Source organism: Apilactobacillus zhangqiuensis, from assembly GCF_019656215.1.
In the GTDB taxonomy this organism is placed as follows: domain Bacteria; phylum Bacillota; class Bacilli; order Lactobacillales; family Lactobacillaceae; genus Apilactobacillus; species Apilactobacillus zhangqiuensis.
Genome location: NZ_BPLK01000002.1, coordinates 256,050 through 270,737 on the forward strand (window position 1 = coordinate 256,050; position 14,688 = coordinate 270,737).

Consider the following 14,688-nt stretch of genomic DNA (forward strand, 5'->3'; position numbering starts at 1 on the left):
GTTGATAAACATCAACGATTTTCTTTTTAACCATTTATTTTTTTGTAAGTATCAACTAAACTTGAAGCGAATTGATCAAGCTTTTCAATGTCGTCTTCATCCGGTTCCAAGTTGATTTTAACACCTTCAAAACCTTGAGTGGCGTTAGTCTTCTTGAATTGGTTGATGAAGTCATCAACTGAAGTGTTGAAGAATTCTTCGTAGAAGATATCACCAGAACCGGCAACACCGAAGACCTTGTCTGAAAGATCTAAGTCACCTAAGTCATCGAAAAAGTCCAATCCTTCTTCTGGAAGGTGACCTTCGTTGTAGGTGTATGCACAAACGACACAGATATCTGCATCTTCAAAATCTTGTGCATCTGTTTGTGAGATTTCGGTTTGAGTTACATCAACGCCTAAATCTTCTAGACCTTCAGTAATGATATCAGCGACGTCTTCGTTGTTACCTGTGATGGTTGCAAAAACTACATGTGCTTTCAAAGTAATATACGTCCTTTCGCAATCTGATAACTAATTATACCAAATGTAAAATGGGATGTTAAATAAAGGAGTGAGAGTAATGGCATCTAAAATCACCATGATTGAGGCCCAAAAGAGAAAAGGGCGTTTTAATGTATATGTAGACGGGGCATACGCGTTCCCAATTAGTGAAAATGTCATGATTAAATACCGTATTTTTAAGGGAATGGAAATTGATGATGAGTTAAAGGAAGAACTTGTTAATGCCGATGATATTTCAAAACTTTATAGTAAGGCAATTAATTTTTTATCCCATCAATTAAGAACGGAAAATGAAGTCGTTAAGAAACTTCAATCGTACAGTGAAAACGAACAACACATTGCGGCAGTGATGCAAAAGCTAGTGGAACTAAAATTAGTTAACGATCAAAGCTATGCTGACAGTTATGTTCGAACAGAAGTTAAGAAGCAGGATAAGGGACCATCGAATGTCTTTTATAAGTTAAAAGAAAAACAAATCAACGAAAACTTGATTGAAAATGCCTTAAATAACTTCTATTCACACGATGAAATGATTGAAAACTGCCAAATTCAAGCAGATAAGATTTTTAAAAAGCATAAGCGCGATGCATTCAAGAATCGTTTAGATAAGACTAAGCTTGCATTGATGAAGAAGGGTTATCCAACTGACGTTGTCCTAAGCGTCATGGAAGACATGGATTTTTACGTCGATGAAGAACAACAAATGGATTTATTGAAACAACAGGGTGAAAAAATTTGGCATCGTAACCGTAAGTACGACGGGATGCAACGAATCATGAAGACTAAACAAGCGCTTTATCGTAAGGGGTTTGATATGGATGATATCAATTCATTCATAGATGATAAAAATATAGATGAATAAAATGGTATAATGATTACTGGAGGTTTCGGATATGTTTAATAAAATAAAAAATTCCTCGATGATCTTATGGACAGTCGAATTGCTACTGGTGGTAAGTATTATCTGGATATGTACAAAACTTGAGTTCCTTTTCAGCCCAATTGGGATGTTTATCTCAGCAGTATTCATGCCAATCCTAATCGCTGGGGTATTGTTCTACATGTTAAACCCAGTGGTTAACCTATTAATGAAAATTAAAATTAGTAAAACCAAAAAGATTTCCCGTAACTGGGCAATCGCCATCGTATACATATTTCTAATTGGAATAATCGTATATCTATTCTCATCATTTCTACCAAGATTGATAACACAAGTTACTAACTTAGTTACCAACTTACCAAAGATTGCAGACGACATTAACCATTATGTTGAAGTACATAGTCAAAAGGGGATTTTTAAGAAATTCTATTCATCTGAATACATTTCTTCATTACAATCCTATGTCTATAACTACTTCCAACACAGTCTAGGTGGAATTACTTCAAGCGTTGGAACAATCATCTCAACAGCGGCATCAGCCGTAATTGTGATGATTACCGTACCAGTTGTATTGTTCTACATGTTAAAAGACGGTCATAAAATGATTCCAAACATCGCCAAGATGTTACCACCAAGAAGCCGTCGTAGAACCATTAAGTTATTGGGCAAGATGAGCGATACCATTTCTCATTACATTGGCGGTCAAATGATTGAATGTCTATTCGTTGGTGTATTTACATCCATCGGATATGTTTTAATCGGCCAAAAGTATGCACTACTATTGGGAGTGTTTGCCGGTATTTGCAATATCATTCCATACGTTGGTCCATATATTGGAATTATGCCATCTGTATTCGTTGCACTTTCAAACAGTGTTGGTGAATTAGTATGGGTTGTAATTGTGGTAATTATTGTTCAACAACTAGACGGTAACTTGGTTTATCCAAATGTAATCGGAAAGTCTTTGAATATTCATCCGTTAACCATTATAATTATTTTAATGGCTGCCGGAAATATCGCTGGATTAATGGGAATGATTCTAGCAATTCCACTATATGCCGTTGTTAAAGTGGTCGTTCAATATCTATACAGTATTTGGATGATTGAACAATCACACAAGTGAGTTAGCAAAAAAACAAAGAGAGACAAAGCAGGAGATACTATGACAAAAGTAATTACTTATGGAACATTTGACCTACTACACAAGGGTCATGTTCGTTTATTAAAACGTGCCAAGGAATTAGGCGACGACTTAACAGTTTGTGTTTCTACCGACGAATTTAACGCTGAAAAAGGTAAGAAGGCTTATACTTCATACGAAGATAGAAAGTATGTATTGGAAGCAATTCGTTACGTTGATCACGTTATTCCAGAAAATAATTGGGACCAAAAGATTAAAGACGTTGTTGATAACAACATCGACATCTTCGTTATGGGAGATGATTGGGAAGGTAAATTCGACTTCCTAAAGGATTACTGTAAGGTTGTTTACTTACCAAGAACAGAAGGTATTTCAACTTCTAAGATCAAGAAAGACTTAGGTCTAACTGACGAAGACGATTGGAAGAAATAAAAAAGACATCCTCGATTTAATCGGGGATGTTTTTTAATTCACATATGGAAGATTGTTTTAATATGTTACAATTGTATTTATATATTATAAAACGGAAGGATTCGAATAATGGGTAATAAAAAAATAGAGCAAAGCGTTGATAAACGTCGTACTTTTGCCATCATCTCTCACCCGGATGCTGGTAAGACAACAATTACTGAACAATTGCTATTGTTTGGTGGAATTGTTCGTGAAGCCGGAACTGTTAAGGCGAAGAAGTCTGGTAACTTTGCAAAATCTGACTGGATGGAAATTGAAAAGAAACGTGGAATTTCCGTTACTAGTTCTGTGATGCAATTTGATTATGCCGGTAAGCGTATCAACATCTTGGATACCCCTGGTCACCAAGATTTCTCAGAAGATACTTATCGTACTTTGATGGCCGTTGACTCTGCAGTCATGGTTATTGATGCTGCCAAGGGGATTGAACCACAAACTAAGAAATTATTCCAAATTTGTAAGATGCGTGGAATTCCAATCTTTACTTTCATGAACAAACTTGATCGTGATAGTCGAGACCCAATGGAATTAATCAGTCAACTAGAAGATGTCTTGGGAATCGAAGGATACCCAATGAACTGGCCAATCGGTTCAGGAAAAATTCTAAGAGGACTGTACGATCGATACAACAAACGTGTCGAACTATACCGTCCAGAAGACGAAAACAATCCATACTTACCATTGGATGATGAAGGTAACTTGTTAGAAGACAACAAGTTATCAGAAGACAGTGTTTATCAAGATGCTAAAGAAAGCATGGATTTAATCACCGAAGCTGGTAATCCATTCGACGAAGAAAAAATCAAGAATGGTGAACAAACTCCCGTCTTCTTCGGTTCAGCCTTGGTTAACTTCGGGGTAAAGACTTTCTTAGATGCATATCTAAATTTTGCACCAAAACCAAGTGAACACGAAACCGAAAACGATGTTGATGTAAAACCTGAAGACGAACAATTTACTGGTTTTATCTTTAAGATTCAAGCTAACATGAACCCTAAGCACAGAGACCGTATCGCGTTTGTACGTGTATGTTCAGGAATGTTTGAACGTGGAATGGACGTTACTTTGGAAAGAAACCAAAAGAAACTACGTCTATCCAACGTGACTGAGTTCATGGCTAACACTCGTGAAAATGTTGAAAATGCCGTAGCCGGTGACATCATTGGTTTATACGATACTGGTAACTTCCAAATTGGTGACACTATTTATTCAGACAAACGTGATGTTAAGTTCACCAAGTTACCTCAATTTACACCTGAACTATTCATGAAGGTTTCTGCTAAGAATGTTATGAAACAAAAATCATTCCATAAGGGAATCCAACAACTAGTTCAAGAAGGAGCGGTTCAACTTTACACTTCTTACACTACCGGTGATTACATCCTAGGTGCCGTTGGTCAACTTCAATTTGAAGTTTTCCAATTCAGAATGAAAAATGAATACAACTCTGAAGTTGTAATGGAACCAATGGGTAGTAAGACTGCTCGTTGGATTAACCCAGACCAATTAGACGAAAAGATGTCTTCTTCAAGAAACATCCTAGTAAAAGATGGTCATGGCGATCCATTGTTCTTATTCGAAAACTCATTTGCTGAACGCTGGTTCAAAGAAAAGTACCCTGATGTAGAACTTACTTCAAAACTATAAAATAAAAAGAGCTTAGATATTATCTAAGCTCTTTTTTTACGTCTTCACTAACGATGTAGTGAAGGTTATTAATTTCCATCCAATGAACATCTTTTTGATCGATGATTTCTTGGGTAACGAAGAAGGAGTTACCGTTATGGAGGAATCCAATACAGCTACCGTAAGGAAAGTTGTAAACGGTAACACTTTGATGATTATCATTTTGAATTGTGGCAGGGTAGTGAACTTTTTTAATTTTCCATGAATCAGTATTGGTTAGCTCTTTTGCAAATGGATATTGCATTCTGTAGAAGTTTCTATCGACAATCCATTGGTTAGGACCAATGTTTAACCACAGTGCGTTGTCGGTGGTAACTTGATAAAAGACCTTCCAAATACTTTTCTTTGGTAATAAGACATGGAGAATTTCACCGTTAGTGTCATTATAGACTTTAGTGTATTCTCTTAAACGAATGTAGAACGTGTTCTTTTGCACGTTGTGCCAGTCATCTCGACGGTAGTATATGATTAAATGTTTCATGTAGTCATTAAAAATACCGTCTTCATCACCAGAGTAGTTCATTAATTTAAAGCCAGCTAGCTCCGGAATATTAATTTCGAATTTATTATTATATTTTCCAATTGCCATTTGAGGAAGACGAATCATTGAATATGTATCATAGTTAATGAAGAAAATATTAACTGGCTTTCCGTTCAATCGATTGTATTGAAGGGTAACTTGATTATCTTCTTTTCGCATGTAGGTTGAAACGCCCATTATTTTGAACAAAACATAGTGATCAAAATCGGGGATAATGAAACTTACTGGATCACCGACGAAACCGTGAATAACATTAAACTCGTGGAGATAATGTCCTTCTTCGTCCACATAGTAAATAGTCATTTTTGCCCTTGGTTTAGGAGAAGAAGGGGCTTCTTCAATATTTTCGGTGGTTGTTGCGACGTCCTTATCAACTGTTTTGTTGGTTGAGTCATCGAAATCATTTACTTGTGGCTCGTCTGAATCATGTTTGCGTTTAAATCGACGAATAATGTCATGGATAAAATGAAACATACCTTCTCCTCCTCTCTAACAACCATATTAACATATGATAGTACAAAAAAAGTTAAAAAAACAGCTAAGAATAATCTTAGCTGTTTTTATATTTATTCAATTATTTAGCATTAACGAATACTTTGTTTTCGTCGTCAACTTCAACGCTCAAATGCTTACTACTTGGATTGTTTAGATAGTAGTCTGCGACTTTATCTTCAACTTCCTCTTGGATTACTCGGCGAAGGGGACGAGCTCCCATTTCAGGATTGTATCCTTTTTCAACCAATTTATCCTTGGCAGCATCTGAAACATCGATGGTAATACCACGGTTTTCAAGCATCTTATTCACATTGTCTAGCATTAGGCTGACAATCTTCTTCAAGTCATCCTTGCTTAGTTGGTTAAATTCAACGATGTCATCGAATCTGTTTAGGAATTCTGGTTTGAAATAATCTCCTAACTTATTCAATACAGAATGAGTCTTGTTGTTAGCTTCGGCACCAAAACCAACACTAGCGGTTGAAGCACCAGTACCAGCGTTACTTGTCATGATGATGACGGTATCTTTGAATGATACTGTTCGACCTTTAGAATCGGTTAGACGACCATCATCTAGAATTTGTAGGAATGCATGAAGAACGTCTGGGTGAGCCTTTTCAATTTCATCAAAAAGAATTAGGCTGTATGGATTTCTTCTAACTTTTTCGGTTAATTGTCCGGCTTCATCATAACCAACATAGCCAGGAGGTGAACCGATTAGTTTTGAAATTGAATGTGGTTCACGATATTCAGACATGTCAAATCTAATCATGGCTTCCTTAGAACCGAATAGTTGCTTTGCCAATTGCTTAGCAAGTTCAGTCTTACCAATTCCAGTAGTTCCGACGAATAGGAATGACCCTATTGGACGACCGGTTCCATTGAAGCCAATACGGTTACGTTTGATGGCACGAGCAACCTTTTCGATTGCTTGATTTTGACCAATAACGCTACCCGCAAGTTTCTTATCAAGATCCTTTAGATTGTCCTGTTCCTGTTCTTGTAATTGACCAACAGGAATCTTAGTGATGGATTCGATAATTCCTTCGATATCCTTCGTAGATACAGTAGGGTAGGTATTGTCTGATTCATCGAAGTCCTTTAACTTGTAGTTAAGTTCTTCAATCTTGTCACGATAAAAGGCGGCTTTTTCGTAATCTTCTTTCTTCAAAGCATCCTTCTTTTCGTTTTCACACTTGCTTAGTTCATCCTTTAAATCATCTGGGGACTTAACGTCTGATTTAATGTTAAGTTTTGAACCAGCTTCATCAATTAAATCAATTGCCTTGTCCGGTAAGAAACGATCTTGGATATAACGATTTGATAGGTAAACGGCAGCCTTGATTGCATCATCACTGTATTTGACGTGGTGATACTTTTCATAACGTCCCTTGATACCATTTAAGATATGAAGAGCTTGTTTCAATGAAGGTTCATCGACTTGCACTGTTTGGAAACGACGAGCAAGTGCTGAATCCTTTTCGATACCACGGTATTCGTTAAGAGTAGTGGCACCAATTAATTGGAAACTACCACGAGCAAGGGCAGGTTTCAATACATTACCGGCATCCATTGAACCATCGGCGTTACCTGCGCCCATAATTTCATGAATTTCATCAATAAATAAAATGATGTTCTTGTTGGATTGAACTTCCTTGATTAGTTCTTGCATTCTTTGTTCGAATTGACCACGCATTGATGTTCCCTGAACAATGGAAACAACATCTAATCTAATAACACGTTTGTTCTTTAATTTATCTGGAACTTCGTGATGGGCAATTTTAAGTGCTAGTCCTTCAACGACAGCAGTCTTACCAACACCAGCTTCACCAATCAAAACAGGATTGTTCTTGGTTCTACGGTTTAGGATCTCAATCACACGATTGATTTCCTTATCACGACCAATAACCGGATCAATCTTGTTCTTTCTTGCTAGGTCGGTTAAATCATATCCATACTTTGCTAACACAGAATTGGAATTGTTGTTATTGTTATTTTTTTGCTGATTGTTGTCAGGACGGCGGATAGAATTTTGATTATTTTGATTCATCGCATTAAATAAATCATCTAAGCTACTGAATCCAAATGGATCATTCATCATATCAACACCTCCGTTATTGCGATATTGTTCGGATTGCTGACTCAATTTCTGGTAACAGTCCTGACAAATATCGATATGTCTTTTCTCGCCATTGAAATTGACGAGTAAATGAATGGTTGCCTCATTTATATGGCAGTTTTCACATTTCATACGACTGCTCCTTTCTGAAAACAACTAAATGGTTAAAGATTATTTTGACCTTTACTGACCATTTGTAGAAATATTATAACTCATCGTAAATTTAGTGCAAGCAATTTGTTTAGATTAAAATAATGATGATTTTTTTCATATTTTTTAATTATGATATGTTTTAATTAGTACCAATCGTATATAATATATATTGAAAGAGGGAATATAATTATCGCAGATAAGAATTATACTGAATTATTAAATGACCTAAAAGACAACAAAATCAAAGAATTGGTAGTCAAACCCGACGAGTTCACTGAGTTTCAAGTTGCATACATGAACTTTGATACTAGAAAGCGCGTGATAGGGAAGGCCGATCAGAACGGTATAATTACGTATACTTACCTATCTGATAGTGGTACCAATAGTTAAAAATGTTGAGTTTTATCACATTAATTGATATTCTAAAATTAGTATAAGAATAAAAGGAGATTTTCAAAATGGAAAAACGTCAATTTAAAGTTGTTTCTGAAACCGGAATCCATGCTCGTCCTGCAACACTTTTAGTTCAAACTGCTACTAAATTCAAATCAGAATTAAAACTAGAATACCTTGGCAACACTGTTGACTTAAAGTCAATCATGGGTGTTATGTCATTAGGTGTTGGTCAAAACGCCGAAGTAACTGTTATTGCTGATGGTCCTGACGAAAAAGACGCAATTGAAGCAATTGCAAAATCATTCAAAGATGAAGGATTAACTGATTAATTACAAGTTATATATGGTAAGTTTATTAAAATAATGAGTCAGAAATATTTTATGTTTGGTTGTCATAATAGTTCATTGTCATTATTGAACAAATATGGAAACAACTACTTCGATAGAATTGTTCTGGCTCGTTTTTTTATTAGAATAGACAATTATGGCATTCGTATGAGTTTGCAATGCAAACAGCAAAACAATATAATTACAAATAATTAATATTAAAAGAAAGAGAGGTGCTACTATGAATATTGGGATCTTTACTGATACTTATTTTCCACAGGTCAGTGGGGTTGCCACATCTATTAAGACACTAAAGGATCAATTGGAAAAAGATGGTCATCAGGTATATATCTTCACAACTACTGATCCCCACGTTGATAAGACCGCATATGAAAAAAATATTTTTAGATTTTCCAGTATCCCCTTTATTTCTTTTACTGACCGCCGAATTGCGGTAAGGGGAATGATCCAAGCTTATCAAATTGCTAAGAAACTTAACTTGGACATTGTTCATACACAAACCGAGTTCTCAATGGGGATCATTGGTAAGTTTGTGGCTAAATTTTTAAGAATACCATGTATACATACTTATCACACAATGTATGAAGACTATTTACACTATGTGGCCAAAGGTAAGCTATTAAGACCAGTACATGTTAAAGATGCAACGTTAGCATTTTGTCACAATATGTCAGGGGTAGTGGCGCCAAGTAAGAAGGTATTAGATACACTAGTAAGATACGGGGTAAAGAGTCCGATTAGGATTATCCCAACCGGAATTAACATCAATAAGTTTGCGACTGAATCTGATTTTGACATACGCAAAAATTTAGGCGTTCAAGGTGATGCGCCTGTGTTATTATCAGTGAGTCGTTTGGCTTATGAGAAAAATATTGAAGAATTGATTAGCTCTATGCCTAAGATTTTAGCTGACAAACCATCAACCCAACTTGTGATTGTAGGGGATGGACCAGCTAGAGACGATTTGAAGAAACAAGTCGATGACATGAATTTAAACGCCAACGTTAAGTTTGTTGGTGAAATCAATAACGATGAGGTATATAAATATTACCGAGATGCCGACTTATTTGTATCGACATCAAATTCAGAATCACAAGGTTTAACGTATATTGAAGCAATGGCTGCCGGAGTCAAAGTAGTGGTTGCATCAAGTCCATATACAGAAGACTTATTAAGTGATAAAGCATTAGGGATGACTTTCTCAAATAATGATGGCTATGTTTCAAGCGTATTGGAATACTTGAATCAAACTAAAGCTAAACCAGATCCATCAAAGGAAGAACTTAGACAAACTAAGTTACATGAAATATCATCAGAAAACTTTGCCAATCGCATTGTGGCTTTCTACAAGGCTGCCCAATTGGATTTCAACAAAGAATTTAGTGATGATAATGGGATAAGCGACTAGGAGGATTTATGATAAAAATAGATATGTTTTCAACTGCCGACAAGGTAAAGGGACAAGGAGTCGGTAGTGCCTATCTAGAGTTAATTAAATTAATGGAAAAGCGTTTTTCAGATGAGTTTGAGATTGAAATCAATGATCCAAAGAAATCTGACATTACTCACTACCATACAATTAATCTAAGATATTACTTTTCTACTTTTCAAAAGAAACGTGGAAGAAGAATTGGATACGTGCATTTTCTACCAGAAACATTGGAAGGTAGCTTAAGTCTACCTAAGCCAATCAAATGGATTTTTTATAAGTATGTAATTGCGTTCTACAAACGAATGGAACACATTGTAGTTGTTAACCCAACTTTTATACCTAAGTTGGAAGCATATGGAATTAATCGTGATAAAATTACTTATATTCCAAACTTTGTTAGCAAAAAGGAATTCTATCCTTTTACTGAAGATGAAAAGTTAAATGTTAGAAAAGAACTTGGTATTGATAAAGACAAGTTCGTAGTGGTTGGAACAGGCCAGGTGCAAACTAGAAAGGGAATTCTGGATTTTGCCAAACTAGCAGAGGAAAATCCAAATGTCGAATTTATTTGGGCAGGTGGTTTTTCTTTTGGTAAAATTACTGATGGATATAAGAAATTAAAACTATTGGTAGATACTCCACCTGCAAATCTTCATTTCCCAGGAATTGTTGATCGTGATAAGCTTGTTCAATACTATAATGTTGCTGATTTGTTCCTATTACCATCATTTAATGAATTGTTCCCAATGTCAGTATTGGAAGCATTTTCTTGTGGAACTCCAGTGATGTTAAGAAGTTTGGACTTATATAAAGAAATCATCAGTGGTTACTATGAACCATTTACTACTTTTGAAGAAATGAATGATAGTTTGCATCGCTTAATTGATAATCGAGATGAACTAAAAGAGTTATCTGATAAAGCTTTGGCTGCATCTGATTACTATTCAGAAGATCATCTAGCTTCAATTTGGCATAAATTCTATAAAGGTCAGATAAAAGAGGGATAGTAATGTCGAAGAGAAATGTAATAACGTTCTTTATGATGTTTCTAATTGGGATACTGATTTTTTGGTATTTTGTTAGAGACATCAACATGAATGTATTGATTGCAGATTTTTTTACTATTAATTGGTGGTGGATCGCCGTTGCTTTCCTATGTATGTTGTTATACTTAGGACTGGAAGCTGTGGTCACGAAGACAATTGTCGATACCCAAGTTGATCACTTTACATGGTGGGATGCGATTAGGGTTCCATTGGTTGAACAACTATTCAATGGAATTACACCATTTTCATCTGGTGGACAACCCGGACAACTATACGTCATGGTTCAAACCGGTGTGGATGCTGGTAAGGCTAGCTCAACGCTTTTGATGAAGTTCGTGGTCTTTCAGACCATGATAGTAATTAATTTCATTTTGAGTCTTATTGTCGGATTTCAATATGTTGAAGAAAAGTTGCACTACTTAGCTTGGCTTGTATTGTTTGGCTTTTTCGTTCACTTATTTGTGATTATTGCCTTGTTATTAATTATGTATTGGTATACATTTACTAAGAAACTTGTTGATAATTTGGTAAAACCACTTAAGATATTCATGAAGGACGACAAGTATCTTTCATTCAAAGAAATGTTGGACAATAAAATTGATACATTCCATATGGAAAGCATCAGAATCGCTAAACAATGGAAGTTAATGTTAAAGATTATTGTTATTACTTTCTTCCAACTAGCTTTCTATTACCTAATTCCATACTTTATTATTTTGGCGTTAGGGTTTGATCAAGTTAACATCATCATGATTGTTAGCCTACATGTTTTAATCTTTATGATAATCTCGTTATTCCCAATCCCTGGGGGAGCTGGGGGAGCAGAGTACAGTTTCGAGACTTTGTTCAAGAGTTTTATCACCAATAACACGAAGTTGATTCTAGCGTTAATTGCTTGGCGCTTGATAACTTATTACTTAGGAATGATTTTAGGGGCGGTTGCATTCTTCATTCGTCCTAATAAGATTGATAAGTAAGTTTACTAACACTTTATATTTTTTTATTTTGGAGGCATAGAAATGTCTAGTCATATTAAGAACACCAGAAAGTTCTTTAATACAAAATTTGGCTTTTTTGTATTAATTGTGGCCTTATTCTGGTTGAAAACATATATTTCATACCGTATTGATTTTACCTTAGGTGCAAAGGGAGGAATTCAACAATTCCTTTTAGCTGTTAATCCATTACCAGCTGCCTTACTAATCTTTGGGATTGCTTTGTACTTTAGAGGTAAGTTAGCTTACTGGCTAATGCTTATTATTGATTTAATTGAATCAATCTGGATTTTTGCCAACGTTTTATACTACCGTGAATTCTCAGACTTCCTATCATTTGGAATTATCAAGGGTTCAGGTACTGTGCAAAATAACCTCGGTAAGAGTTTAGCTGAAATCTTACATCCATTAGATTTCTTCGTATTTATTGATATTATTGTATTGATTTTATTATTGTTATTCAGAGTAATTAAGGTTGATCATGCTCCATTTAAAAAGAAGAACGCCTTTGCAATCACCATTCTATCCTTAGTATTGATGTTTGCTGAATTTGGTGTATCTAATGCAGATAGATCAGGACTACTAACAAGAACTTTTGATAACAACTACATTGTTAAGTACCTTGGCTTAAATGAATATGCAGCATTTAACGCATACCAAACTCACAAGGAAAGTGAAACTAGAGCGCATGCTAAACCATCTGACTTGAATAGTGTATTTACATATCTAAAGCATAACCGCAGTAAAGCTAATATTGAATACTACGGTAAGGCTAAAGGTAAGAACGTATTCATAATTCATTTGGAAAGTTTTCAACAATTTTTAATTGATTACAAGGTGGACGGTAAGGAAGTAACTCCAAACCTAAACAAGTTCTACCATAACCAAAACACACTATCGTTTGATAACTTCTATCATCAAGTAGCACAAGGTAAGACCTCTGATGCTGAAATGATGCTAGAAAATTCATTGTTTGGTCTACCAGAAGGATCAGCAATGGTTACTTATGGTACCCAAAACACCTACCAAGCTGCACCAGCTATCTTAGCTCAAAAGGGTTACAGTACTGCTGCATTCCATGGGGATGTTCCAAGTTTCTGGAATAGAGATAATGCATACAAGTCATGGGGTTACCAATACTTCTTTGACTCAAATTACTACACTGAAAAACCATCATACAGTGTTGGTTACGGTTTGAAGGATAAAATCTTCTTCAAGGATGCAGCTCAATACATCCAACAATTACCACAACCATTCTATGCAAAACTAATTACATTAACTAACCATTACCCATACGAATTGGATAAACAAAATGTATCATTCCCAGCTACTAAGACTGGTGATGATACTGTAGATCCATACGTACAAACTGCTCATTACCTAGACCAAGCCTTTGGTGAATTCATTAATTACCTAACTAAGACAGGTCTAATGAAGAACAGTATGATTGTGCTATATGGTGATCACTATGGTATTTCAAACAACCATAGACCAGCTATTGCGCAATTACTACACAAGAAGTCCATCAATAGTTATGACTTAGCACAATTCCAAAAGGTTCCATTCATGATTCACATGGATGGCCTAAAGGGTGGAATTGATCATACCTATGGTGGTGAAATTGACGTATTACCAACACTATTACATTTACTAGGTGTAAAGGATGATAATACAATTCAATTCGGTAATGACTTACTATCTAAGAAGAGAAACCAAGTTGTTGCATTTAGAAATGGGGACTTTGTATCTCCTGAATACACAGTAGTCGGTGGAAGTGTATACCTAACTAAGACAGGTAAACAAATTACACCTAATAAGAAACAAGCTGATGAAATTAAGAAGATGCAAAACCACGTTACTACAGAACTATCACTTTCAGATAAGGTAGTATTAGGTGACTTACTACGTTTCTACACACCTAAAGGATTCAAGAAGGTAGATAAGAAGGATTACAGCTACAAGTACGCTGATGGAATGAGACTTCTTAAGGAAATGGATAAGAAGAAGAAAACCGATCTATTGAATAAGTTGAAGAAGAAAGACACAATGAACTTATACAAGACCGATGCACCAGAATTGAAATAGTATCAAAACGAAAGGGATGACTTTTAAAGTCGTCCCTTTTTATTTTGAAATTAATGTTGACGCCGTGTCGATATTTTGATAATATAAATATTGCTGTTGATGAGGCGGTCAAAAACCTCACAAAAAACGCTAAAAAATCAATAAAAAAACTGTTGACTTTACGTTAATAAGATGGCATAATATTTATTGTTGTCGATAAGCGACAAACGTTGATGTTAAAACATTCATCAGCAAAATAAATAAAAAAGTTATTGACACTGTGTTGATAATTTGTTAATATTAAATAGTTGTCGAATGAGACAACAGTTGATATTAAAAAAGGGTAGATCTTTGAAAACTGAACAAGATTGATAATCGATGATGTGTAAGGAACTTACAACTTGGTTGTAAGAATTAAA

Annotated in this window: 13 protein-coding genes; 10 read left to right on the top strand and 3 right to left on the bottom strand. The window is 35.3% G+C overall.

The features are described from left to right. Positions 1-26: 26 nt before the first annotated feature. A complete protein-coding gene (locus K5Q07_RS02580) occupies positions 27-482 on the bottom strand; it encodes a flavodoxin (protein WP_285289175.1) in 456 nt (151 codons plus the stop codon). A 79-nt stretch (positions 483-561) separates the two neighbouring features. Here K5Q07_RS02580 and recX point away from each other — a divergent pair, with 79 nt between their 5' ends. From recX to K5Q07_RS02600, 4 genes are all read left to right on the top strand, one after another. Continuing rightward, a complete protein-coding gene (gene recX / locus K5Q07_RS02585) occupies positions 562-1,365 on the top strand; it encodes a recombination regulator RecX (protein ID WP_220729409.1) in 804 nt (267 codons plus the stop codon). 31 nt (positions 1,366-1,396) lie between these two features. After that, entirely contained in the window at positions 1,397-2,506 is a 1,110-nt protein-coding gene (locus tag K5Q07_RS02590; protein WP_220729410.1) for an AI-2E family transporter, read from the top strand. Between the two features lie 39 nt (positions 2,507-2,545). Beyond that, on the top strand, positions 2,546-2,956 hold the full coding sequence (tagD, locus tag K5Q07_RS02595) for a glycerol-3-phosphate cytidylyltransferase (protein ID WP_034531602.1): 411 nt from the start codon (positions 2,546-2,548) through the stop codon (positions 2,954-2,956). Between the two features lie 108 nt (positions 2,957-3,064). Then, complete coding sequence (locus K5Q07_RS02600) at positions 3,065-4,642, top strand: peptide chain release factor 3 (protein ID WP_220729411.1); 1,578 nt, start codon at positions 3,065-3,067, stop codon at positions 4,640-4,642. Between the two features lie 19 nt (positions 4,643-4,661). Here the strand turns inward: K5Q07_RS02600 and K5Q07_RS02605 are convergent, their stop codons facing one another. Both K5Q07_RS02605 and K5Q07_RS02610 read right to left on the bottom strand, forming a co-directional pair. Further along, entirely contained in the window at positions 4,662-5,696 is a 1,035-nt protein-coding gene (locus tag K5Q07_RS02605; RefSeq protein WP_220729412.1) for a MucBP domain-containing protein, read from the bottom strand. Between the two features lie 100 nt (positions 5,697-5,796). Then, positions 5,797-7,968: an ATP-dependent Clp protease ATP-binding subunit gene (locus K5Q07_RS02610; protein ID WP_220729413.1), complete on the bottom strand. Its 2,172-nt coding sequence runs from the start codon at positions 7,966-7,968 to the stop codon at positions 5,797-5,799. A gap of 210 nt (positions 7,969-8,178) precedes the next feature. Here K5Q07_RS02610 and ykzS point away from each other — a divergent pair, with 210 nt between their 5' ends. The 6 genes from ykzS to K5Q07_RS02635 all read left to right on the top strand — a co-directional run bounded on the left by ykzS (position 8,179) and on the right by K5Q07_RS02635 (position 14,290). Further along, the gene (gene ykzS, locus K5Q07_RS06895) at positions 8,179-8,379 is read left to right on the top strand and encodes a protein YkzS (protein ID WP_237756869.1); all 201 of its coding nucleotides are present in this window, start codon (positions 8,179-8,181) and stop codon (positions 8,377-8,379) included. Positions 8,380-8,447: 68 nt separating this feature from the next. Then, positions 8,448-8,714, top strand: a complete 267-nt coding sequence (locus K5Q07_RS02615; protein ID WP_034531608.1) for a phosphocarrier protein HPr — start codon at positions 8,448-8,450, stop codon at positions 8,712-8,714. 238 nt (positions 8,715-8,952) lie between these two features. Next, entirely contained in the window at positions 8,953-10,140 is a 1,188-nt protein-coding gene (locus K5Q07_RS02620; RefSeq protein ID WP_054606752.1) for a glycosyltransferase family 4 protein, read from the top strand. A gap of 8 nt (positions 10,141-10,148) precedes the next feature. After that, positions 10,149-11,171, top strand: a complete 1,023-nt coding sequence (locus tag K5Q07_RS02625; protein ID WP_220729414.1) for a glycosyltransferase family 4 protein — start codon at positions 10,149-10,151, stop codon at positions 11,169-11,171. Positions 11,172-11,173: 2 nt separating this feature from the next. Continuing rightward, positions 11,174-12,187: a lysylphosphatidylglycerol synthase transmembrane domain-containing protein gene (locus tag K5Q07_RS02630; protein ID WP_220729415.1), complete on the top strand. Its 1,014-nt coding sequence runs from the start codon at positions 11,174-11,176 to the stop codon at positions 12,185-12,187. Between the two features lie 42 nt (positions 12,188-12,229). Then, positions 12,230-14,290, top strand: a complete 2,061-nt coding sequence (locus K5Q07_RS02635) for an LTA synthase family protein (protein WP_220729416.1) — start codon at positions 12,230-12,232, stop codon at positions 14,288-14,290. The last annotated feature ends 398 nt before the right edge of the window (positions 14,291-14,688 follow it).